Annotated in this window: 22 protein-coding genes and 3 tRNA genes; 12 read left to right on the top strand and 13 right to left on the bottom strand. The window is 63.4% G+C overall.

Annotated elements, in window-relative coordinates; genetic code table 11:
• The first annotated feature begins 72 nt into the window (after window positions 1-72).
• Window positions 73-873: an enoyl-ACP reductase FabI gene (fabI, locus tag QMB55_RS08870; RefSeq protein WP_497588335.1), complete on the top strand. Its 801-nt coding sequence runs from the start codon at window positions 73-75 to the stop codon at window positions 871-873.
• A 120-nt stretch (window positions 874-993) separates the two neighbouring features.
• Here the strand turns inward: fabI and QMB55_RS08865 are convergent, their stop codons facing one another.
• The 3 genes from QMB55_RS08865 to QMB55_RS08855 form a co-directional block, all read right to left on the bottom strand.
• Window positions 994-2,907 carry a SurA N-terminal domain-containing protein gene (locus QMB55_RS08865; RefSeq protein ID WP_497588334.1) on the bottom strand — a complete coding sequence of 638 codons (1,914 nt, stop codon included), beginning with the start codon at window positions 2,905-2,907 and terminating at the stop codon, window positions 994-996.
• Window positions 2,908-3,204: 297 nt separating this feature from the next.
• Window positions 3,205-3,510, bottom strand: coding sequence for a DUF4387 domain-containing protein (locus QMB55_RS08860; RefSeq protein ID WP_497588333.1), 306 nt, complete (start codon window positions 3,508-3,510; stop codon window positions 3,205-3,207).
• Entirely contained in the window at window positions 3,503-4,903 is a 1,401-nt protein-coding gene (locus QMB55_RS08855) for an acyclic terpene utilization AtuA family protein (protein ID WP_497588332.1), read from the bottom strand. The genes QMB55_RS08860 and QMB55_RS08855 overlap by 8 nt, the downstream gene beginning before the upstream one ends.
• 88 nt (window positions 4,904-4,991) lie before the next feature.
• On the opposite strand from QMB55_RS08855, the gene QMB55_RS08850 reads away from it, so the two are divergent.
• Together QMB55_RS08850 and QMB55_RS08845 are read left to right on the top strand one after the other, a co-directional pair.
• Window positions 4,992-5,678 carry a GntR family transcriptional regulator gene (locus tag QMB55_RS08850; RefSeq protein ID WP_497588331.1) on the top strand — a complete coding sequence of 229 codons (687 nt, stop codon included), beginning with the start codon at window positions 4,992-4,994 and terminating at the stop codon, window positions 5,676-5,678.
• Window positions 5,675-6,307, top strand: a complete 633-nt coding sequence (locus tag QMB55_RS08845) for a DUF2799 domain-containing protein (protein ID WP_497588330.1) — start codon at window positions 5,675-5,677, stop codon at window positions 6,305-6,307. Before QMB55_RS08850 ends, QMB55_RS08845 begins: the two co-directional genes overlap by 4 nt.
• A gap of 126 nt (window positions 6,308-6,433) precedes the next feature.
• Here QMB55_RS08845 and QMB55_RS08840 read toward each other — a convergent pair.
• From QMB55_RS08840 to QMB55_RS08805, 8 genes are all read right to left on the bottom strand, one after another.
• A tRNA-Asp gene (locus QMB55_RS08840) sits at window positions 6,434-6,510 on the bottom strand.
• 42 nt (window positions 6,511-6,552) lie between these two features.
• Window positions 6,553-6,628 (bottom strand) — tRNA-Val (locus QMB55_RS08835).
• A gap of 25 nt (window positions 6,629-6,653) precedes the next feature.
• A complete protein-coding gene (locus tag QMB55_RS08830) occupies window positions 6,654-6,926 on the bottom strand; it encodes an HU family DNA-binding protein (protein ID WP_497588329.1) in 273 nt (90 codons plus the stop codon).
• Window positions 6,927-7,085: 159 nt separating this feature from the next.
• Entirely contained in the window at window positions 7,086-9,503 is a 2,418-nt protein-coding gene (gene lon / locus QMB55_RS08825) for an endopeptidase La (protein WP_497588328.1), read from the bottom strand.
• Window positions 9,504-9,612: 109 nt separating this feature from the next.
• A complete protein-coding gene (clpX, locus tag QMB55_RS08820; protein WP_497588327.1) occupies window positions 9,613-10,890 on the bottom strand; it encodes an ATP-dependent Clp protease ATP-binding subunit ClpX in 1,278 nt (425 codons plus the stop codon).
• A gap of 43 nt (window positions 10,891-10,933) precedes the next feature.
• Complete coding sequence (gene clpP / locus QMB55_RS08815; protein WP_497588326.1) at window positions 10,934-11,569, bottom strand: ATP-dependent Clp endopeptidase proteolytic subunit ClpP; 636 nt, start codon at window positions 11,567-11,569, stop codon at window positions 10,934-10,936.
• A 35-nt stretch (window positions 11,570-11,604) separates the two neighbouring features.
• A complete protein-coding gene (gene tig, locus QMB55_RS08810) occupies window positions 11,605-12,945 on the bottom strand; it encodes a trigger factor (RefSeq protein ID WP_497588325.1) in 1,341 nt (446 codons plus the stop codon).
• A 66-nt stretch (window positions 12,946-13,011) separates the two neighbouring features.
• Window positions 13,012-13,096, bottom strand: a tRNA-Leu gene (locus tag QMB55_RS08805).
• Window positions 13,097-13,208: 112 nt separating this feature from the next.
• Here QMB55_RS08805 and hpnC point away from each other — a divergent pair.
• The 5 genes from hpnC (at window position 13,209) to QMB55_RS08780 (ending at window position 18,019) form a co-directional block, all read left to right on the top strand.
• The gene (gene hpnC / locus QMB55_RS08800; protein ID WP_497588324.1) at window positions 13,209-14,018 is read left to right on the top strand and encodes a squalene synthase HpnC; all 810 of its coding nucleotides are present in this window, start codon (window positions 13,209-13,211) and stop codon (window positions 14,016-14,018) included.
• 29 nt (window positions 14,019-14,047) lie between these two features.
• On the top strand, window positions 14,048-14,881 hold the full coding sequence (gene hpnD, locus QMB55_RS08795) for a presqualene diphosphate synthase HpnD (protein WP_497588323.1): 834 nt from the start codon (window positions 14,048-14,050) through the stop codon (window positions 14,879-14,881).
• Between the two features lie 7 nt (window positions 14,882-14,888).
• Window positions 14,889-16,193 (top strand): hydroxysqualene dehydroxylase HpnE, encoded by a 1,305-nt coding sequence (hpnE, locus tag QMB55_RS08790; protein ID WP_497588322.1) that lies wholly within the window; start codon window positions 14,889-14,891, stop codon window positions 16,191-16,193.
• Between the two features lie 227 nt (window positions 16,194-16,420).
• On the top strand, window positions 16,421-16,819 hold the full coding sequence (locus tag QMB55_RS08785; RefSeq protein ID WP_497588321.1) for a C40 family peptidase: 399 nt from the start codon (window positions 16,421-16,423) through the stop codon (window positions 16,817-16,819).
• 177 nt (window positions 16,820-16,996) lie between these two features.
• The gene (locus QMB55_RS08780; RefSeq protein ID WP_497588320.1) at window positions 16,997-18,019 is read left to right on the top strand and encodes an extracellular solute-binding protein; all 1,023 of its coding nucleotides are present in this window, start codon (window positions 16,997-16,999) and stop codon (window positions 18,017-18,019) included.
• 80 nt (window positions 18,020-18,099) lie between these two features.
• Here QMB55_RS08780 and QMB55_RS08775 read toward each other — a convergent pair whose 3' ends face one another.
• Complete coding sequence (locus QMB55_RS08775; protein ID WP_497588319.1) at window positions 18,100-19,155, bottom strand: hypothetical protein; 1,056 nt, start codon at window positions 19,153-19,155, stop codon at window positions 18,100-18,102.
• Window positions 19,156-19,420: 265 nt separating this feature from the next.
• Between QMB55_RS08775 and QMB55_RS08770 the strand changes: the two genes are divergently transcribed.
• The 3 genes from QMB55_RS08770 to QMB55_RS08760 are packed head-to-tail and all read left to right on the top strand — an operon-like array spanning window position 19,421 to window position 20,847.
• Entirely contained in the window at window positions 19,421-19,975 is a 555-nt protein-coding gene (locus tag QMB55_RS08770) for a DUF2975 domain-containing protein (RefSeq protein WP_497588318.1), read from the top strand.
• A 4-nt stretch (window positions 19,976-19,979) separates the two neighbouring features.
• Entirely contained in the window at window positions 19,980-20,219 is a 240-nt protein-coding gene (locus QMB55_RS08765; protein ID WP_497588317.1) for a helix-turn-helix domain-containing protein, read from the top strand.
• Window positions 20,191-20,847 (top strand): hypothetical protein, encoded by a 657-nt coding sequence (locus QMB55_RS08760; RefSeq protein WP_497588316.1) that lies wholly within the window; start codon window positions 20,191-20,193, stop codon window positions 20,845-20,847. The genes QMB55_RS08765 and QMB55_RS08760 overlap by 29 nt, the downstream gene beginning before the upstream one ends.
• Before the next feature lie 231 nt (window positions 20,848-21,078).
• Here QMB55_RS08760 and QMB55_RS08755 read toward each other — a convergent pair whose 3' ends face one another.
• Window positions 21,079-22,002 carry a LysR family transcriptional regulator gene (locus tag QMB55_RS08755; RefSeq protein WP_497588315.1) on the bottom strand — a complete coding sequence of 308 codons (924 nt, stop codon included), beginning with the start codon at window positions 22,000-22,002 and terminating at the stop codon, window positions 21,079-21,081.
• Window positions 22,003-22,109: 107 nt separating this feature from the next.
• On the opposite strand from QMB55_RS08755, the gene QMB55_RS08750 reads away from it, so the two are divergent.
• On the top strand, window positions 22,110-22,559 hold the full coding sequence (locus QMB55_RS08750) for an SRPBCC family protein (protein WP_497588314.1): 450 nt from the start codon (window positions 22,110-22,112) through the stop codon (window positions 22,557-22,559).
• Window positions 22,560-22,587: the final 28 nt, after the last annotated feature.

Here is a 22,587-nt window from a genome sequence, read left to right as displayed (position 1 = left end):
AATCCCCTATAATGCGCGGTCAGGCAGTCCGCTGCCACCGGACAAAAATCTAATCGGAACACAGGAGAACCCATGGGATTTCTGGCAGACAAACGCATTCTCATCACCGGCGTGCTGTCCAAGCATTCCATCGCCTACGGCATCGCCAAAGCCTGCCATCGCGAAGGCGCGCAACTGGCCTTCACCTACCAGAACGAACGTTTCCTCGAGCGGGTCAGCAAGTTCGCCGACGAATTCGACAGCACGCTGGTTTTCCCCTGCGACGTCGCCGACGACGCGCAGATCGACGCCCTTTTCGCCGAACTCGGCAAGCACTGGGAAGGCCTCGACGGCCTCGTGCATTCGATCGCTTTCGCCCCGACCGAAGCCATCGAAGGCGACTTCCTCGACGGCATCACCCGCGACGCCTTCCGCATCGCGCACGACGTCTCCTCGTACAGCTACCCGGCACTGGCCAAGGCCGCACGCCCGCTGCTGCTCAAGGGCAACAACCCGGCGCTGCTGGCCCTGACCTACCTCGGCGCCGAGCGCACCATGCCCAACTACAACACCATGGGCCTGGCCAAGGCCAGCCTCGAGGCGGCGACCCGCTACCTCGCCTTCTGCCTCGGCCCGCAGGGCATCCGCGCCAACGCCGTCTCGGCCGGTCCGATCAAGACGCTGGCCGCCTCGGGCATCGGCAACTTCGGCAAGCTCCTGGCCTACAACTCGCATCACGCGCCGCTGCGTCGCAACGTGACCATCGAGGAAGTCGGCAACGCCGCGGCCTTCCTGCTCTCCGACCTGGCGAGCGGAGTGACCGGCGAGATCATGTACGTCGACGGCGGCCTCAACACCACCGCGCTCGGCAACGCCGACCCGATGCCGGCCTAAGCCGCAGCCGCATCACGCAGCAACCGCACAAAAAAACGCCGCCGGAGGTCAGCCTCCGGCGGCGTTTTTCTTGGCACTTGGGCGCGCGGCGGGCCGAAACCCGCGCACGTTCGGAAGCGCTTAGCGTTCGCGGGTTTCCGCGACCAGCGCCCGGTTGATTTCGACCTTGTGCCGCAAACGCAGGGCCGCGAGGTAGGCCGCCATGTCTTCCTGCCCGACGATGCCGGCAAATTGCTCCTGCAGCGATTTGAGCTGGGCCGGATCGACCTTCTCCGGGCGTTCGACCTTGACGATCTTGTAGATCGCGTAGCCCCCGCCCAGATCGGCCCCGGCATAGGCCGGCAACTGATCAACCTTGGCCTTGAACAAGGCCTGCACCGCCGGCGCCGGCAACTGACGGCCTTGCAGACGGGTCACGCCGCGCACCGGCGACCAGGCCGCCTTGTCCGCTTTCTCGGCCTTGTCACCGCCGGCCTGCAATTCCGCCAGCTTGGCTTCGCCGGCCTCGCGCGCCAGACGCGCGGCTTCGCGTGCTCGGAGCAGGGTCTCGACCTCGCCCTTGACCTCGGCGAAAGGCCGCACTGCCGCCGCCTGATGTTCGACCACGCGCGCCGCGAGCAGCGTGTTGGGGCCGACTTCGATCGCTTCGGTATTGCGCCGGTTCTTGATCGCGTCTTCGGTAAACAACCCGGCCAGCACCTTGGGCGTGGCCAGCGGGCCGAGGGCCGCGAGCTGGCGCGGGTCGGGCTGCTTGCTCAGCCAGCCGGACTTCTGCACCTTGAGTTTGTACTTCTCGGCTGCCGGCTGCAGGCTGTCCGACTGTTCATAAACGGTGTTGTTGAAGCTTTCGGCCGTCTCGGCGTATTTACGCATCGCGGCCTGGCGCTTGAGTTCGCTCTCGATCTCGGCGCGCACCTCCTCGAGCGAGCGCAGCTTGCCGGGTTTGATCCCGGTCAGGCGGATGAGGTGATAGCCGAAATCGGACTTGACCACGCCGGACAACTCGCCGTCCTTCAGCGCGAAGACGGTGTCCTCGAAGGACTTGACCATCATCCCGCGCCCGAAGAAGCCGAGGTCGCCGCCCTGTTGCGCGGTTCCCGGATCCTGCGAATGCTTGCGCGCCAGCTCGGCGAACTTGCCCGGCGTCTTCTGCAGCTCGGCCAGCAGCGCCTCGGCGCGTGCTTTGGCCTTTGCATCGTCGCCTTCCGGAGTGATCAGGATGTGGCTGGCGCGGCGCTCTTCAGGCTGCTGGAAGCGGTCCTTCCGGCCCTCGTACCAGGCCTTCACCTCGGCGTCGCTGACCGTGACCTGCGCCAGCAGGCTGTCGAGCGAGAGCAGCACGTATTCGGCCTTGACCTGCTCGGGCACTTCGAACTTGGCGGTGTTCTCGTCGTAGAACTTCTGCACCGCCGCCGCATCGAGCTTGACCTTGGCGGCGTACTGCTCGGGCTGGAAGCGCAGTTCGCTGAAGCGACGCTCTTCGTTCTGGATGCGCAGCAGCGCTTCGGCCTGCACGCTGCCGACCAGCGCCGATTCGCCGACCGCGCCCAGCAGTTGCTGCAGGGTCAGGTCCTGGCGGATGTTGGCCTCGAACTGTTGCGGGCTCATCCCTTGTCCGCGCAGCATCGTCTCATAGCGCTCCAGGGAGAACTTGCCGTCCTCCTGGAAGGCCGGAATGCGCCCGATGGCGTTGGTGACCACTGAATTGACGACGCGCAGGCCGTTCTTTTCGGCTTCCAGCAGCAGCAGCCGCTGGTCGATCAGGTTGTTGAGCACGGCCTGGCGAATCTCGGGGCGCTGCATCAGCTCGGGCTGGAAGGACGGCCCGAGCGATTGGCGCATCTGATCCTGGCGGTCGCGCAGCGCCTGCTCGAACTGTTGCACGGTAATCTTGGTTTTGCCGACACTGGCGACGTCGTTGCCGACGCCGCTGTTGCGGACGTAGGAATCGACGCCGAAGAAGGCGAAGGGCAGCGCGATCAGACCGAGAAAAATCTGGACGATACGTTTGTTGTTGCGTACGGCGTCGAACATGATGTTTGTCCGCTGGCTCTATGGGTTGCGTGGGTCAAAAAAACAAAAAGGCGAACGTGCGTTCGCCTGGGTCGGGACGGCGGGGACAAGCCTCCGATTCAAAAACCCCCGGCACGAATCAAAGGCTTGCGCACTCAGTGTTCATGGCACCCCAGCTCCGCCCTGTGCCCGTGAATGAGGGCCGAGTATATCAGAAGCCCGCGTCGCCTAAAAATCCACGCGCCATGCGGCCCGGAGCCCGCGCCGTCTCGGCGCGGGGCACGCGGGGCAGCATCGCTTTTCTAGCCTAAAAACCGACTACAGCTCGAGATCGAGCACCGGCAGGAATTGCTGTCCGCCGTGCATGTCGCGCTCGAACACACCGCCTTGCGGACGGTGACGCGGGTAGGAGATCTTGACGACGTTGAGGCTGGGCACGGAGAAGAACTTCACCTGCGCCTGATCGACGTCGTACAGGGCGCCGATCGCGGTCGGCTGTAACGCCGGCGAAACGCTGTAGCGGTCAAACGCCGTGCGATCCGGGAACCACAGGTCGAGGGTGATCCAGAACGGCCCGGCGTTCTTCGACCGCACGTGGCTGCACACTTCGCTGACCTTAGGCATGGACGTTCTCCTTGGTGTCGATCCACACGGTGCGGACCAGCTCCATCGGCCCGTCGACGTGGACGACGTGATTGAGCTTGAATTCGTAGACCCGGCCGCGCTCGACCTCGGCGGGCGAGAACGGAAAGGCGTAACTCGGCAGCTCCTGACAGGCGTTGAGCGGCAGGTGGAAGAGCCAGGGATTGCAGGTCTTGGCGATCTGGGTGGCGATTTCCTGCGTCGCGGCGGTGGCCACGAACATCAGCCCGACTTCGCGCGGCGGCGGCGTACCGGGGTCCAATTGACGGCCGCAGACCGCATTCCAGCCGTAGGCGCGCAGAGAAATGTCGAAGTCGCCGGCGCGTGACCCCATGTTGTCGTGCACACGCTTGGTCAGCACCTCGTGCATCTGAACCATGAAACGGTCGAGCTCGGCCAGAACCTCGCGCTCCTGGATGCCGACCAGCATCATCGTCTGATAGCCGCAACCGCGCGCGCCTTCGAGTTTCATCGTGTACGGCTGCGGAATGAGCTTCGACCCCGAGACGCGAACGATACGGTCGTCGACGGCCTCGTAGACCGCCTCGGTCACGTCGAGGATGCAGCCCGGCTCGTGCAGCAGGAAGGGATCGCTGTTCTCGTAGAGCATGTGCGCGGCGATGGTCTCGATCGTGCACTGGTTGTTCATCCCCAGCGGCTCGACCGTGAAATCATCCTGCCCGACGCGGATCAGCACGCCGCCTTCGCGCGGATGCGTCGTGCACAGCGAGCCGCACTCGGCGATCTTGCCGGCGTGCCAGGCCTGCGCTGCGCCCGCGCCGCGCATCAGCGGCACCGCGGCGAGTACGCCCGAATCGGTCGAACGGCCGCCCAGGACGATGTCAGCGCCGGCCGCGAGCGCAGCGATGTAGGGTTCCGGCCCCATCAGGGCGACGATGTGGTCGCAGACGGAGAACTGTTCCGCCGAAACCTCTTCCATCGGGGCGAGCGTGGTGATTTTCCCTTCGCCCATCTTGGCGATCATCCCTTCGGCGGTCTGCTCGGAGTAGATGACCGCGATGCGCGGCGTCAGGCCGTGTTCGCGGGCGATTTCCAGGGCGATGTCGCGCGTCCATTCAAGCGCCAGATCGCCGCCCGAGGTGCCGCAAGAGCCGATGAGCAGCGGAATCCCGGCCTTCGCCTGGGCGCGCATCAGGATCGACAGATCGTGCTTGATCGAATCACGCGAGTATTTGGCGACGCCAGTGGCGAGGTAAGCCGGACCACTGTCGGTTGAGCCTGCGTCGCAGGCGATGGCATGCGCGTCGGGAAGGCGGGCGAAGACGTCGCTCTCCTTCACGCCAAGACCGAGCGCCCCGACGGGCACCAGGATGTTTACAGTGGGGATGGGTACGGAAGAAGCTACGGAAGGCATGTCGGCGGTTCCTTGTGTTGACGACCCGGAGGATTGTAGACAATTCATACGAATCGTCAACACATCGGCCAATGGTATAGTCGCCGCCATGATGACCGACTCCGCCCTCCTCTCGCCGCGCGTGATGATCGACGACACCGTCGCCCGGCTCGAAGAACTGATCATGCGCGGCGAACTTGCGCCCGGCGCGCGCCTGCGTGAACAACACCTCGCCGATACCCTGGGCGTCAGCCGCGGCCCGCTGCGCGAAGCGATTCGCACCCTCGAAGGACGCCGCCTGCTGGAGCGCACGCCGCACGCCGGGGTACGCGTCGTGCAGTTGTCGCTCGATGATCTGGAACAGCTCCTGGCGATGCGCGAAGCCCTGGAAGGGATGGCCTGTCGCCAAGCGGCGGAGCAGATGACCATGCACGAGATTCGTCAACTGCGCGAAACGGCGGCGCGCATCGAGTCGCTGATCGACGAAGGTTCGGAGCTGATGTACGCGAGCCGGCTGGACAATGATTTCCACCGCCAGATCGCGCTCGGCAGCCGCAACCTCTGGATTCGCCGACTGCTCTGCGAAGACCTTTATTCGCTGCTCCGCCTCTACCGCCTGCACGGCGTGCGCCAGCCCGACAACACCGCGCACATCACCGCCAGCGAACATCACATCATCATCGACAGCATCCACGCCCGCGACCCGGACGGCGCCGAACAGGCCATGCGCGAACACGTGCGCCACAGCCGCGACCGCCTGATGGCCCAGGCGCGGCGCACCGAACAGGCCCAATGATGTTGATCACAGGAAAATCGAAGCTGGGACTCCGTGGCCTGCTCACCGCCTGCGCCCTGGTTCTGGGGCTCGCCTCCTGCTCGACCATGAGCGAGAAAGAATGCCAGTTCGCCAACTGGCGCGACATTGGCCTGACCGACGGGCTGGCCGGAAAGAGCCTGGGGCTGCTCAACGAACGTCGTAGCGACTGTGCCGAAGCGAATATCCAACTCGACCAGAAAGCGTACCTGAAGGGGCGGGAGGAAGGCCTGAAGACCTACTGCCAACTGGGCAACGCCGTACACCTCGGCTTGCGCGGCGAACCCTACGAAGGGGTGTGCCCCGCCGCGATCGAGCCGGAATTCCGGCGTCGCTACACGATCGGGCGTGATGTCTATCATTTCCGCACCGAAATCGATCGCCTCGAGCGCCGCTTGGCATCGCTGGAACAGCAATCTCGCGCCCAACAACTCGACTTCGAAAATCGCTTGGGTTCAAAGAACCGGAACGAAGACTATCAGCGGCTCTACCGAAAATTCCAGAACGAGCAAGACCGGATTCGCTACGAACAGAGCGAAACGGTACGCGACCTGCATTGGACCGAAGAGCAACTGCACGAGGCTGAAAGGGTCCTGCGCAAGCTGCGGTGAACGCGAGCCCCTTCGGGGCCAATGCTCCAAGGCCGCAGCCGAAGCCGCCCTGCGAGCCGGCCATGAAGTACTGGAGACTGAAAAGACAAAGGCCGTCGATCGGTGAAGATCGACGGCCTTTTAAATTGGCGGAGTGGACGGGGCTCGAACCCGCGACCCCCGGCGTGACAGGCCGGTATTCTAACCAACTGAACTACCACTCCAGTTTTACTGCAACAGCCGACGCGTTCTGGCGCTCATCGGGCTGGTGGGTGCTGACGGGATCGAACCGCCGACATCCAGCTTGTAAGGCTAGCGCTCTACCAACTGAGCTAAGCACCCGCGCTTCGCCGAAGCGGAAAACGCGCTAGTTTACCGCATCCTTGAGGCCTTTGCCAGCGCGGAACTTCGGAACTTTGGCTGCCTTGATCTTGATCGCTGCGCCAGTGCGTGGATTACGGCCGCTACGCGCTGCGCGCTTGCCGACGTAGAAGCTGCCGAAACCAACGAGCGAAACCGTACCGCCCTTCTTGAGTGCCACTTTCACGGCTGCGATGGTCGCGTCCAGCGCGCGGCCTGCGGCCGCTTTCGACAGATCCGCCGATTGCGCGATCTGGTCGATCAACTCGGATTTGTTCACGAAACGCCCTCCAGAAAAGAGTAGTGGTGCAGGAACCCCTGCCCGGCGTTTATAGCAAGGCCAAAATCCGCATGTCAAGCCCGGAAAACAGGCGGCAAATCCAGAAGCTGCAAGGCTTGCGCCCCTTCCGAAAATTCATTCGGAAGGGGCTGTTTCGAATCAATGAGTAACGACCGATTGTGCAGGCGGATTCTCGCTTTTCTCGTTGGCCTGCGCCGTTGCAGCAGCATCCTCGGGCAGCGCTTGCGGCACGCGCTCAAGCGCCAGTTCGAGCACCTGGTCAATCCACTTCACCGGCACGATCTCAAGTTTGTTCTTGATGTTGTCGGGAATCTCCGCCAGATCGCGCACGTTCTCTTCAGGGATCAAGACCTTGGCCAGACCGCCGCGCACCGCGGCGAGTAGCTTCTCCTTGAGTCCGCCGATCGGCAACACTTCGCCGCGCAGCGTGATCTCGCCGGTCATCGCCACATCGCAACGCACCGGAATGCCGGTCATCGAGGAAACCAGCGCGGTGGTCATCGCGATGCCTGCCGATGGCCCGTCCTTTGGCGTCGCGCCTTCCGGCACGTGGATGTGGATGTCCTTTTTCTCGAAAGCATCGTCGACAATCCCCAGGCGTTGCGCGCGGGCGCGCACGACCGATCGCGCGGCCTCGACCGATTCCTTCATCACGTCGCCGAGCGAGCCGGTAGTGATGGTTTTACCCTTGCCCGGCAAGGCGACCGATTCGATGGTCAGCAGCTCACCGCCGACCTCGGTCCACGCCAGGCCGGTCACCTGACCAACCTGGTTCTCACGCTCGGCAACGCCGAAGGTGTAACGGCGCACGCCGAGGAACTTGTCGAGGTTGCGCGCAGTGACCGCCATCTTGGCCTGGCTCTTCTTGAGCAACAACGTTTTGACGACTTTGCGGCAGATCTTCGAGATGTCGCGTTCGAGCGCCCGCACCCCCGCCTCGCGGGTGTAGTAGCGGACGATGTCGCGCAGCGCGCTCTCGGCGACCGTCAGCTCGCTCTTCTTCAGGCCGTTGGCCTTCATCTGCTTGGGCAGCAGGTAGCGCTGGGCGATATTGATCTTCTCGTCCTCGGTGTAGCCCGAGAGGCGGATGACTTCCATGCGGTCGAGCAACGGTGCCGGGATGTTGAGGGTATTGGCGGTGGCAACGAACATCACTTCCGAGAGGTCGTATTCGACCTCGACGTAGTGGTCGACGAAGGTCGAGTTCTGCTCCGGATCGAGCACTTCGAGCAGCGCCGAGCTCGGGTCACCGCGGAAGTCCTGGCCCATCTTGTCGACTTCATCGAGCAGGAAGAGCGGGTTCTTGACCGCGACCTTGGTCATGTTCTGCAGGATCTTGCCGGGCATCGAACCGATGTAGGTGCGGCGGTGACCACGAATCTCAGCCTCGTCGCGCACGCCGCCGAGGCTCATGCGCACGAATTTGCGCCCGGTCGCCGTGGCGATCGATTGGCCGAGCGAGGTCTTGCCCACGCCAGGAGGCCCGACAAGGCACAGGATCGGCGCCTTGAGGCGCTCGACGCGCTGCTGCACCGCGAGGTATTCGAGGATGCGTTCCTTGACCTTCTCCAGGCCCCAGTGATCCTTGTCCAGCACCTTGCCGGCTTCGGAGAGGTCTTTGCTGATGCGCGTCTTCTTGCGCCACGGCAGACCGATCAGCGTTTCGATGAAGTTACGCACCACGGTCGCTTCGGCCGACATCGGCGACATCAGCTTGAGCTTCTTGAGCTCGGACTGCACCTTGGCCATGCCTTCCTTGCTCATCCCGGCGGCCTTGGCTTTTTTCTCCAGCTCTTCGTAGTCCGCGCCTTCTTCGCCTTCGCCGAGCTCCTTCTGGATCGCCTTAACCTGCTCGTTGAGGTAGTACTCGCGCTGGCTTTTCTCCATCTGGCGCTTGACGCGGCCGCGGATGCGCTTCTCCACCTGGAGGATGTCGATCTCGGTTTCGAGCTGCGCCAGCAGGCGCTCAATCCGTGCCCGGATTTCGGTCATCTCGAGCACTTCCTGCTTCTGCTCGAGCTTGAGCGGCAGGTGGGCGGCGATGGTGTCGGCGAGGCGACCGGCTTCCTCGATGTTCGAGATTGAGGTCAGAATTTCCGGCGGGATCTTCTTGTTCAGTTTGACGTACTGGTCAAACTGGGCGATCACGGCGCGGCGCAGCGCCTCGACTTCGTGGTCGGCGGTTTCGCGCGCGGCAACGTCGTGGGCGACGGCAACGAACATCTCGTCGCGCAACTGCACGCCCTCGACCCGGGCGCGGCGCACGCCTTCGACGAGCACCTTGACCGTGCCGTCGGGCAATTTGAGCATTTGCAGGATGTTGGCAACGCAGCCGATGGCGTACAGGTCTTCGGCCTCGGGCTCGTCTTTGGCTGCGGATTTCTGCGCCACCAAGAGGATGCCGTTGCCAGCCTCCATGGCCACTTCGAGCGCCTTGATCGATTTTGGCCGCCCGACGAAAAGCGGGATCACCATGTGCGGGAACACGACCACGTCGCGCAACGGCAGCAAGGGCAGTTCGACGGCTTCGTCAGGGAGAGTTGGGGTCGTAGACATCGTTGTGCTCTAAGTGAAGAAGGACTTGCCCCAATACTTTGGGGCAAGTCCTTGGAATTCAAGCCGCGCCGCAAAACGGGCGCGGGACTCGGGCGTAGGCTCCGAACGCTCAGTTGGCGCCGGAGACTTTGGCCTTCGGCGTGTCGGCGTAGATCAGCAGTGGTTTGCCTTCGCCACGGATGGTGTGTTCGTCGATCACCACCTTTGTGACTCCCTCCAAGCCGGGAAGTTCGTACATGATATCAAGCAAAGCCGACTCGAGGATCGAACGCAAGCCGCGCGCACCGGTCTTGCGCTCGATGGCGCGCTTGGCGATGGCCTGCATGGCCTCGGGCCGCACTTCCAGTTCGACGCCTTCCATCGAAAAGAGCTTCTGGTACTGCTTGACGAGCGCGTTCTTCGGCTCGACCAGGATCTGCACCAGCGCTTCAACCGAGAGTTCCTCGAGCGTGGCGACGACCGGCAGACGGCCGATCAGCTCGGGGATAAGGCCAAACTTGATCAGGTCTTCGGGCTCAACGGTGCGCAGCACCTCGCCGATGGCCTTCTTGTCGTCCTTGCTCTTCACTTCGGCACCGAAGCCCATGCCGCCCTTCTCGGAACGGTTGCGGATGACCTTGTCCAGCCCGTCGAAGGCACCGCCGCAGACGAAGAGGATGTTGGTGGTGTCGACCTGCACGAAGTCCTGGTTCGGGTGCTTGCGCCCGCCCTGCGGCGGCACGCTGGCAACCGTCCCTTCGATCAGCTTGAGCAGCGCCTGCTGCACGCCCTCGCCCGAAACATCCCGGGTAATCGACGGGTTATCCGACTTGCGCGAAATCTTGTCGATTTCGTCGATATAGACGATGCCCTTCTGCGCTTTCTCGATGTCGTAATCGCACTTCTGGAGCAGCTTCTGGATGATGTTCTCGACGTCCTCGCCGACGTAGCCGGCTTCGGTCAGCGTCGTCGCATCGGCCATCACGAAAGGCACGTTGAGCATGCGCGCCAGCGTCTGCGCCAGCAGCGTCTTGCCCGAGCCGGTCGGCCCGATGAGCAGGATGTTGCTCTTGGACAGTTCGACTTCATTGTCGGCCTTGCCCTGATGGCGCAAGCGCTTGTAGTGGTTATACACCGCCACCGCCAGGATGCGCTTGGCGGTTTCCTGGCCGATCACGTACTGATCGAGCAGGGCCGAGATTTCGCGCGGCGTGGGCAGGTCCGGCTTGACCATCTTGCCGTCCTTGTCGCCACCGATCTCGTCGCGCACGATGTCATTGCACAGATCGATGCACTCGTCGCAAATGAACACCGACGGACCGGCGATCAGTTTCTTGACTTCGTGCTGGCTCTTGCCGCAGAACGAGCAGTAGAGCAATTTGTCGCTGCTGTTTTTCTTCTCAGCCATCTCGGCCTACCTCAGGTTGGAGCGGTTGTTGCGGTGTTGCGAATCAAGCGCTGCGCGTGGCGAGCACCTTGTCGATCAGGCCGTATTCAGCGGCCTCGGGCGCCGACAGGAAATTGTCGCGGTCGGTATCGCGCTCGATGCGCTCGACCGGCTGCCCCGTGTGCTGGGCCATGATCTCGTTGAGCTTGGCGCGCAGGGTCAGGATTTCCTTGGCGTGGATGGCGATGTCCGAGGCCTGCCCCTGGAAACCGCCCATCGGCTGGTGAATCATGACGCGCGAGTTGGGCAGGGCAAAGCGCTTGCCCTTGGTTCCTGCGGTGAGCAGGAAAGCGCCCATCGAGCACGCCTGCCCGAGGCACAGCGTCGACACGTCGGGCTTGATGAACTGCATGGTGTCGTAGATCGACAGGCCGGCGGACACGGAGCCGCCCGGCGAGTTGATGTAGAAGCTGATGTCCTTGTCAGGATTCTCAGCTTCGAGGAACAGCAACTGGGCGACGACCAGATTGGCCGTCGCGTCGTTGACCGGGCCGACCAGGAAGACGACTCGTTCCTTGAGCAGGCGAGAGTAGATGTCGTACGCGCGCTCGCCACGCCCGCTCTGCTCGATGACCATCGGCACCATGCCGAGCGCTTGCGGATCCCACTGCGTCTGTGCTGCGAAACGGTCAAAACTCATGCCTGCTCCTTGCGTGTTGCGTTGTTACGGGAGAATCAGCCCTGCTGCTGGCCCATCAGCTCGTCAAAGGCGACGGGCTTGTCGACAACCTTGGCCGTGGACAGCGCCCAAGCGACAACGTTGTCTTCGATCGCCACGCCTTCGATTTCAGCAAGACGCTGCGGCTGGGCGTAGTACCAGCGCACGACTTCTTCCGGATGCTCGTAGCTCTGTGCGGCTTCCTCGACGATGGTCTTGATCTGCTCGGGCTTGGCATGCAGTTGGTTGACCTTGACCGCCTCGGACAGCACGAGGCCCAGCGTCACGCGGCGCTTGGCCTGCTCGGCAAACCACTCGCGCTTCATCGGGAAGTCCTTCATCTTAGCGCCACCGCGCTGCTCCATGTCAGCCCGCGCGGCGTTCATCAGACGCTCGATTTCCATCTCGACCAGCGCGTTCGGCACGTCGATCGGGTTGGCCTTGAGCAGGGCTTCCATGACCTGGTCCTTGACCTTGCTCTGCAGACGCTTCTTCACTTCGCGCTTGAGGTTGGCTTCGATCTCGCTGCGCATCTTCTCGACGCTGCCGTCGCCGACACCGAGGGTCTTGGCGAAAGCTTCATCGATCTCGGGCAGGATCGGCTCGCGCACTTCCTTGACCGTCACCTCGAAGCTGACCTTCTGGCCGGCGAGGTCCTTGGCGAAGTAGTCTTCCGGGAAGGTCATCTCGAAGGTCTTGGCTTCGCCAGCCTTGAGGCCGGTCACGGCCTGCTCGAAGTCGGCCAGCATGGCGCCTTGACCGAGCACGAACGGGTAATCATGCGCCTGGCCGCCCTGGAAGGGCTCGCCGTCCTTCTTGCCGAGGAAGTCGATGGTCACCTTGTCGCCAGCAGTGGCGGCGCGGTCGACCGGCTCGTAGCTCACGCGCTGCTTGCGCAGGACGTCCAGCGTGCTGTCGAGTTCGGCTGCGCCGACTTCAAGCTGGGCGCGCTCGAGCTCGACGTCCTTTAGGTCGGCGACCGTGAATTCGGGATAAACCTCGAACACGGCCGAAAATTCGATGTGCGTCGTGCTCTCGGTCTGCTTGGCCTCGATGCGCGGGTAGCCAGCAACACGCAGCTGCTGGCTGCGCACGGCGTCGCTGAAGGCGCGCTCGATGGCTTCGTTCATGGCCTCGTTGTGGGCCTGAGCGCCGTACTGCTGCTTGACGATGCTGGCCGGCACCTTGCCCGGGCGGAAGCCGGGCATCTTGGCGTTTTTGCCCAGACGCTTCAGGCGCTGCTCGATCTCCTTGTCGAGGTCGGCAATCGCCACGGCGAGGTCAAGACGACGCTCCAGCGCGCTCGGCGGCACGGCTTCGGTCGCGTTGCTGGCGTTGGTTTCCACGTTGGTTTCCATTGAAACTCCTTGAAGACTTTTTTGTTTCGCGCCGTGTTGGCGGCTGCTCGGATGACTGCTCGACGGTGGTGCGAGAGAAGGGAATCGAACCCCCACGCCTTGCGGCGCTGGAACCTAAATCCAGTGCGTCTACCAATTTCGCCACTCTCGCGCTAATCGGCCATTCTACCCGAGAAAACCCTATACTGTCAGCCGCCTGCGAGCCCCTGGCGCCAAGCGCCGCATGCCCGCCAGCCCACCCGCTTCCGCTCCCGCAAGCCACCATGCCCGTCGACCACTACGAGAACTTTCCCGTTGCATCCCTGCTTCTGCCCGCCCGCCTGCGCCGGCCGATCGAGGTCATCTACCGCTTCGCCCGCGCCGCCGACGACATCGCCGACGAGGGCGAAGCGAGCGACGCCGAACGCCTCGCCGGGCTCGCCGCCTACCAGGCCGAACTCGACCGCATCGAGGCCGGCCTCCCGACCGAGAACCCCGAGTTTTCGGAACTCGCCACCGTCGTCGCCGCTTGGCGGCTGCCGGTGCAACTCCTGCGCGACCTGCTCGACGCCTTCGCCCAGGACGTAATCAAGAAGCGCTACGCCGACCGCGCCGAACTGCTCGATTACTGCCGCCGTTCGGCCAACCCGGTCGGCCGCCTGCTGCTGCACCTCTTCGGGCGCACCGAAGCGATCCACCTCGCCCGCTCCGACGCCGTGTGCACAGCCCTGCAGCTCGTCAATTTCTGGCAGGACGTCGCGCTCGACTGGCAAAAAGGCCGGGTCTATCTGCCGCAGGACGAACTGCGCCGTTTTGCCGTCGGCGAAGCGCAGATCGCCGAAGGGCGTTGCGACGACGCCTGGACCGCGCTGATCGACGCCCAGCTCGACCATGCCCGCCGCCTGCTCCAAGACGGCGCACCGCTGGTGCACGCCCTGCCCGGCCGGCTCGGTTGGGAAATCCGCCTCACCATCCAGGGCGGCCTGCGCATTGCCGAGCGCGTCGCCGCCGTGCGCGGCGACGTCTTCCGCCAGCGCCCGACGCTCGGCGCGGGCGACTGGTTGCACATGGGCAGCCGCGCGCTCTTTATGTAAACTCCGCGCACCACTCACAGGACCCGCGCATGACGCCCGACGAATACTGCCAGGACAAGGCCGCCGCCAGCGGTTCGAGTTTCTACTACAGCTTCCTTTTCCTGCCGCCCGAGCGGCGGCGTGCGATCACCGCGCTGTACGCCTTCTGCCGCGAGATCGACGACGTGGTCGACGAATGCCACGACGCGCAGATCGCCGCCACCAAGCTCGCCTGGTGGCGGGAAGAGCTCGCCCGCGTCTACGCCGGCAACCCGCAGCACCCGATCGGCCAGGCGCTGCGCCCGGCGACCGAACGTTTCAACCTGCCGCACGAGCTGCTCAGCGAAATCATCGACGGCATGGAGATGGACCTCACCCAGTCGCGCTACCTCGACTTCACCGCGCTCTCGCTCTACTGCTACCGCGTCGCCAGCGTCGTCGGTCTGCTCGCCGCCGAAATTTTCGGTTATCAGGACCGGCACACGCAGAAATATGCGCACGATCTGGGCATGGCCTTCCAGCTCACCAACATCATCCGCGACGTCGGCGAAGACGCCCGGCGCGGCCGCGTTTACCTGCCGCTCGACGAAATGAAGCGCTTTGGCGTCACGGTGGACGACCTCTTCGAAGCGCGCCAGACCGACAATTTCCGCAAGCTGATGGAATTCCAGATCGAGCGCGCCGAACATTACTACGCGCAAGCCCTGGCCCAATTGCCGGCCAGCGACCGCAAGACGCAGCGCCCCGGCCTGATCATGGCCGCCATCTACCGCGACGTGCTCGACGTCATCAAAGCCGAAGGCTGCCTGGTGCTCAAGCAGCGCACCTCGCTCACGCCCTTGCGCAAGCTCTGGCTCGCCGGCCTCACCTGGGTACGCAGTTGATCCGCCGATGAGCACCGCCTTGCGCGTTGCTGTCGTCGGCGCCGGTTGGGCCGGCCTCGCCGCGGCCGTCGAACTCGCCGCCGCCGGCGCCCGCCCCGTCGTTTTCGAAGCCGGCCGCCAGCTCGGCGGGCGGGCCCGACGGACCCGACTTGATGAACGCGAGCTCGACAACGGCCAGCACCTGCTCATCGGCGCCTACCGGGAAACCCTGCGCCTGATGCGCCGCATCGGCGCCGACCCGGAGCAGCTACTACAACGCCGCCCGCTCACCCTGCACTACCCGGCCCGCGGCCTGCGCCTCGCCCTGCCGCGCCTGCCCGCGCCGCTGCACCTGGCCGCCGGCCTGCTCGGCGCCGACGGCTGTACGTGGGCCGAAAAAAGGGCCGCGGCGCGCTTCGCCCTCGCCTTGCGCTGCCAGCACTACCGTCTGCCGGCCGACCAACCGCTGGCCGAACTGCTCGATGCCTACGGCCAGCGCGGCCCGCTACGCAAAGGCCTTTGGGAAGCGCTCTGCGTCGCCGCGCTCAACACTCCACCGGAGGCCGCCTCGGCCCAGGTTTTCGCCAACGTCCTGCGCGACAGCCTGGGCGGTGCGCGGGCCGACACCGACCTGCTGCTCCCGGCCACCGACCTCGGCCGCCTGCTTCCCGAGCCCGCCGCCGCCTTCGTCGCTACGCACGGCGGCGACGTCCGTTGCGGCTGCCGCATCGACGCCCTCGCGCCGCTGCTCGACGACCCAAATTTCGACCACGTCGTCCTCGCCGTCGCTCCCCAGCACGCCGCCCGCCTGCTCGCTGCGCTGCCGCAAACCGCATCCGTCGCCGCCCAACTCGCGAGCTACGCCTTTGAACCGATCGGCACGCTCTACGCCGACTACCCGCCCGAACTCACCCTGCCCGAGCCGATGCTGGGCCTGCCCGGCGGGCTTGGGCGCGGCCTCGGGCAATGGGTCTTCGACCGCGGCCAGTTGGGCGACGCCCCCGGCCGCCTAGCCTTCGTCATGAGCGCGCAAGGCGCCTGGGACGACCTCGCCGACCCGGCGCTCGCGGCCGTCCTGCACGAAGAACTCGAAGCCAGCCTCGGCCGTCGCCTGCCGCGACCGCACTGGGTGCGCAGCATTCGCGAACGGCGCGCCACCTTCGCCTGCACGCCAGACTTGCCGCGCCCGGCCACGGCCACTGCCCTGAACGGCCTCTGGCTGGCCGGCGACTACGTCTGCGCCGACTACCCGGCCACCCTCGAAGGCGCCGTCCGCAGCGGCGTCGCCGCGGCCCGCGCGCTGCTCGCCAGCCCGCGCCAACCTGGCGCCTGAACCCGCCGCCAGGCACTATTCACGATGCATGCGAGATGACTGACGATCGGTGCACAATCGCCCCCTAGGGTTTACAGATCGCCGCTTTTCTTTTAAATTCGCGCCCCATGTCAGGTTACAAAGCCATTACAAACCTGATTGCGGCCGTCGCATTCGGATTCACTTTTGCAGCCAGCGCACCGGCGCAGGCGACGGAACAGCAATACAGGGCGGGGGAAGAGCTGTCATTGTTCGAGCGGTATACGAACAGTGCGCAGGCGCTCATCCTCAAAGGTCTCGAGCTCGTCGGCATCAAGTACCGTCGCGGCGGCACCGATCCGGACAGCGGCCTCGATTGCAGCGGCTTCGTCCAACTCGTCTTCCAGGACGCCCTCGGCAAGACCCTGCCGCGCACCGCCAAGGAACAGAGCCAGGTCGGCGAAACCATCGCCAAGCATGAACTCAAGCCGGGCGACCTCGTTTTCTTCAACACCATGCGCCGCGCCTTCTCGCACGTCGGCATCTACCTCGGCGACAACCGCTTCGTGCATTCGCCCCGTGCCGGCGCCGAAGTCCGCGTCGAAGACATGAGCCAGGGGTATTGGGTCAAGCGCTACAACGGCGCCCGCCGACTCGTCGATCAGTAACGGAGCCACCCGCACGCAGACCAAAAAGGACGCCACGGCGTCCTTTTTTCACGCCTGTGCCTGCCGCACGGCCCCTTCAACCCGCCGATGCGAATTCTTATCATTTACAAAACTCGGGACAGCGATTAACATGGACGATGAGATACGTTCTCATTTTCTAACGGAGAATCCCGAACGATGAACGCTGCACTGAAAACCCTTCTACCCGCCCTCGCCCTGACGCTCGCAGCCGCCGGCGCCCACGCCGAGGAGAAGGTCCTCAACCTCTATTCCGCCCGCCACTACCAGACCGACGAGGCGCTCTACGCCGGCTTCACCAAGAAAACCGGCATCCGCATCAACCGCATCGAAGGCAAGGAGGAAGAACTCCTCGAGCGCCTGAAAAATGAGGGGGCCAACAGCCCAGCCGACATCCTGATCACCGTCGACGCCGCCCGCTTGGCGGCCGCGCGAGAGCTCGGCCTGTTCGCCAAGGTCGAGTCCAAGACGCTCGATGCGCGCATCCCGGCGCACCTGCGCACCGACGAATGGATCGCCTTCTCGACCCGCGCCCGGGTCATCGTTTACGCCAAGGACAGCCTCAAGGCCGGGGACGTGCAAAGCTACGCCGACCTCGCCAACCCCAAGCTCAAGGGCCAGGTCTGCTCGCGCTCGGGTTCGCACCCCTACAACCTCTCGCTGCTCGCCTCGATCATCGCCCACGAAGGCGAAGCCAAGGCCGAGCAATGGGCCCGCGGCATGGTCGCCAACTTCGCCCGCGCGCCCAAGGGCGGCGACACTGACCAGATCAAGGCCGTCGCCGCCGGCGAATGCGGCGTCGCCATCTCCAACAGCTACTACGTCGCCCGCCTGATGCGCTCGACCAAGCCCGAGGATCAGAAAATCGTCGCCAAGATCGGCGTCGTTTGGCCCGACCAGGCCGGCCACGGTACGCACATCAACGTTTCCGGCGCCGGCATGCTGAAGAACGCGCCGCACAAAGCCGCCGCGGTGAAGTTCCTCGAGTACTTGGCGAGCGACGACGCGCAGCGCTACTTCGCCGACGGCAACAACGAATGGCCGGCCGTCGCCAGCGTCAAGGTCGACAACCCCGCCCTGGCCCAGCTCGGCAAGTTCAAGGCCGACACCCTGCCGGTCGGCGCCCTCGCCATGTACCGCGCCAAAGCACAGATGATCTACGACCGCGCCGGCTTCCGTTAAGCCGAGCCTGAGCGATCACGCAAAAAAGCCGCCCGATAATCCGGGCGGCTTTTTGTATTGCGGAACCGAGTTCTCGTCGGTCACTCGCCTTGAGCTTGAGTATGCTGAGCACGCAAGATCTCTCGCGTTTTCTGCTCTCCATCACCTTGTATCACCTGGGCAACGATTTTGTCGTCATCGACCCCTTGGGCACACAAACTCACGGCCAAAACCCCCATCGACGTCAGGGTGTGATGCAGTGAGTCCTTCGCGAACCCTTCAATGAAAACGGCGTGATGCCCCTGCTCTGCGAGTTTCTGGTAAAAGCTGCGCTGTGACTGGTAACCGACGCGTACATCCAGTCGGTCGGCGAATACAAAAACTCGCCGTGACTCGTCTCGAGCAACCCCCGTCACATGTTCAATCGGATCATGCATCTCATAGGTGTATCGCCCTTCCCACTCCATTCCTGGATTTGGCCTCTGTCGCTCGACCAAACTCAGTTTCGTCGCGACGGACCCACTCGTGATCGAGGCGCAGTCGACATCACGCCGCCCCAGTGTCAAAAGCGCGGCCACCAAACCACCACCACCACTCTGCCCGGAAAGATATAAGCGCGACCAGCCGTACTTCGCCTTGAGCGCATCAATTGCAGCAGCCACCAAGGCCGCTTCTTGAGGAGTCCGCCTGACATAGGGATGTGGCGCACCAGTCGACCCATACACCCCCGGGCGACTCAAAAAAATCGTCGGCATCCCGATTGTTTTGGCCAGCTTCTCCGCCTCGCCGATCGTTTTTAGGTAGGTCGCGCCCTTGATACCCGACGGCTCGACCCGGTCACCATGAATCCAGACCAGCACTTTTTTCGCATCAGGAACGTCCGCGCTCGGAAAATAACGGATGCAGGCGCTACCACCTGTCTTCGTATCCGAAAATCGTCCCTTTTCGATCCATTCCGCCGTTACCCACAGGGCATGCCGCTTGCTGCGGCATTCGGCTTCCGAGATTGCAGGCGGCCCAGCTTTGATTTCCGCAAACAATGAAGGGAAGACTTCATCGTCCCCCGGGCTGGTTGCATAAAGAGACGGCGAGGTGCCGTACATTCCCACGAGCAACACCAGAAAACAAAACGCGCTACGGCTGAAACGTCGAGGCATCGAAATTCTCCCTGGCCATTTTTATGTCGGATGAACGCCGCGGCGGCCATGATACGCCGCGCGAGCGCCATGACAAGAGCACCGCAAATTGACTGAGCTACAAGGCGCCAAGCCATTTAAACCGCAAAGCAACCCAACACATCAGCACGCGAGCCATGTACCGCGTCAACGGCGCTTCCTCAGGCAGCACAAAAATAAAATTGCAATAATGCAATCATTAGTTAAAATAAAACGATAATTTTTATCGTACAAGGAGGACAAGTCCATGACCGATATCCGCGAACCCCGCCCCGGCAAAACCTTCGTTCGCAGCGCCCGACGCCTTGAACACGCTGCGCTCGGCCTGGCCATCGTGATTCCGCTGGTGGTGGTCCTCACCCCCTTTCTGACCGACGCGGCCGGACTGAGCCAAACGGCGGGCCTCGGCGCATGGCTCGCCACGCTGGAATGGACGCCCGCGCAACGCGCCATCGCGGCCGGCACGGCCTTGCTGCCGGCCGGCGCGCTGGTGCTGGCGCTGCTCGCGCTCCGCCAAGTCTGCCGCGAATACGTGGCTGGGCAGCTGTTTTCCGATGCCGTGCTGCGCGCCTTCCGGCACCTGGGGCACGCCCTCGTCGCAGCGGCCGTGCTGCAGCTCCTGCAACCGACGCTGCTCTCCCTGCTCCTCTCCCTCACGCAGCCGCCCGGTGCGCGCCAGCTGACGATCGGCGTGCAATCGTCCGACCTCTTGCTCGGCTTGCTCAGTGCCGTGGTCCTGCTGCTCGTTCAGGTGATGCGCGTGGCGCAGCAGGTGCAGGCCGAAAACGCGGAGATCGTCTAAAGCCATGCCGGTACGCGTCAATCTCGATGTCATGCTGGCGAAGCGCAAGATGCGCTCCAAAACGCTGGCTGAACTGGTGGGCATCAGCGAACAGAACCTCTCGCTGCTCAAAAGCGGCAAGGTGAAAGGCGTGCGTTTCTCGACCCTGGCGTCGATCTGCCACCACCTGCAATGCCAACCCGGCGACCTGCTCGAATATTGCCCCGACGCCGACGATGCCCGAGCCGCCTCGGACGACGACTGATACACGAACGTGGCCGCAGCGCGAGGCCGGGCTGCTCATCGCCCTCCTCGCCTCGCTCCTCGGCCACGCCTTGGTGCTCACAACCACCACCCGAACGCCCCCGGCCGCGCCACCACACCTCAATCCCGAGGCGCGCCTCGCCGTGCGTTTGTCGGCCGCCCCGCGGGCGCACGCCGATCCGGTGCGGGCAACCGGCGCTCCCCCCCGCCCGCGCAAGGCAGAACACCCCACGGCCATCACCGTAAAGCGCGATCCGGCAACGCCCGCAGCACGATGGGCACCTGAGGATACCCCGCCGCCCCCAGCCCCGATCGATCTCGACGCCGCACGCGCTGAGGCACGACAGTTTGCCCGGCAGCCTCCTTCGAGCACTGCTGTTGAGAAGGGCAAACCCGCGCCATCGCCCGTGCCGCCCCTGAACGCAGACGAAGCGCACGCCGCCCTGCCAGCCCTCGCCCGGCGACTTCAACGGCCCTTGGAGCGCGCCGAGGAAACTCTGCTCGCCGACGGCACGCGGCGACTCCGCTTCACCGGCAAGCGCTGCCTCGACCTCCCGCGCGAGTTGCCGCTCGCCCAGCAAAGCAACTTCGGCGAAACGCTGCGGGTGGCGACAAATTGCCCTGAATGAGCCCGGCGCGAATGCCCAAGGAAAGGAGGACAACTGCGAGCAATTGATCATGCCGATGGCAAGGCGTAGGATAGCCTTTAATCAGGATGAACGAGGGGCAAATTGCGCCCAGTCCCCGTTGTCCGAAATCGGCCAGAAGCCGACCGTCAGCCAGTGGCTAATTTGGACGGATGAATGACCGTTTCGATTTCGAAGCAGTCAGTACCCAAGCATATCAAGCACTCTCAATAGCTAGGTTCTGGCAGGAAACCGAAGCCGTTCCAACATGAAATCCACAAACGCTCTGACCCTGGCCGACATATGCCTGTTCTGCGGATAGGTTACTGAGAACTGACGTGACCTTCCGGCATACCCTTGCAGCACTTCAACCAGTTCGCCTCGAGCCACTGCCGGCTCAGCAATGAAGTGATAGATTTGGAATAGTCCCCCGCCAGCATTGCCCCAACTGATACAGCCAAACGCATCGTCGAGAACCCGGAAACGGCTACGGGACATATAGTCCAGGTCCTGGCCATCCGGCATCTTCAATATCCAGGGCATGGCGCGGCCGGTCGTTGGCAAGATGAATTGCAGACAATCATGATGGGCCAGGTCATCCAGGTTCTGTGGCACGCCTTTCCGCGCAAGATAATCCGGCGTTGCAAAGATGCCCGCTGTTGCATCCTCCAATTTATGCGCAATCAGGCGTGAGTCCTGTGGCGTACCGGTACGGATGGCCAAGTCATACCCCTCATCAACAATGTCGGCCACGCGATTGGATAGGCTCAACTCCAATTCAATTTGCGGATACGCTGCTGTGAAGTGGTGAAGCACGGGCAGCAAGCGATAGTTCGCGTAAAGCGTCCCCACGCTGATGCGTAGTAAGCCACTGGGTACTTTTTGATTGCCGGTAATAGCCCGTTCTACCTCGGCAATCTGTTCCAACGCCTGCCTGCACTCCTGCCAATAAAGCTCCCCCTCATTGGTGAGCCGCACATTGCGGGTTGTCCGTGAGAAGAGGCGGACCCCCAGACGCTCCTCCAGACGCTTGATGGACCGACTGACCGAAGCTGGCGTCAGCCCCAATGCCTCTGCGGCGGCGGAGAAGCTGCCAAACTCCGCTGCCTTGCAGAAGAGTTCAATACTGCCGACCTGGGTGGTATCGAAAGTACGCATTATTTGTTCTTTGGTGTAATAAATAATGTGATTTTATGGTGATTTATTCGAATCGGCGCCAGAAGTAAAGTACCCGCTTCTGTACCAAGTTAATCGAGGAAAGCACCATGAGCGACATTCTTTGGCCTGCCGGTTATGTTCCCGGCTTCACGGACAACTATTGCTCCAATGAAGTTATCGTCACCGGCCTAAGCGTCAAAGAAATTTGGCCGCTTCTGAATACGCCGCAGCTGTGGCCAAGCTACTACGCCAATTCGGCCAATACGCGTTTCTACGATGGCAAAGGGCCCGAACTGGCCAATGGTGACCGTTTCTATTTCGAGACTTTCGGCTTTCCCGTTGAAGCGCAGGTGGTCGAGCACGTTGCTCCAGTTATCGGTCAAGCAGCACGAGTTGCTTGGCACGGCTGGGCCGGCTCGACCCCGGAAGACCGTCTTGATGTCCACCATGCCTGGCTGATTGAAGAACTCTCGGGAGGACGTGTCCGCATCCTCACGCAGGAAACACAGGTAGGCAAATCGGCGCAGACACTGGCGGTGTCCCGGGAAGTGGTGTAACAGCGTGAGGGAGTGAGGTGTTCGCCGT

The organism is Propionivibrio sp. (genome assembly GCF_041441355.1).
Lineage (GTDB): Bacteria > Pseudomonadota > Gammaproteobacteria > Burkholderiales > Rhodocyclaceae > Propionivibrio.
This window is presented reverse-complemented; position numbering and strand designations above follow the sequence as displayed.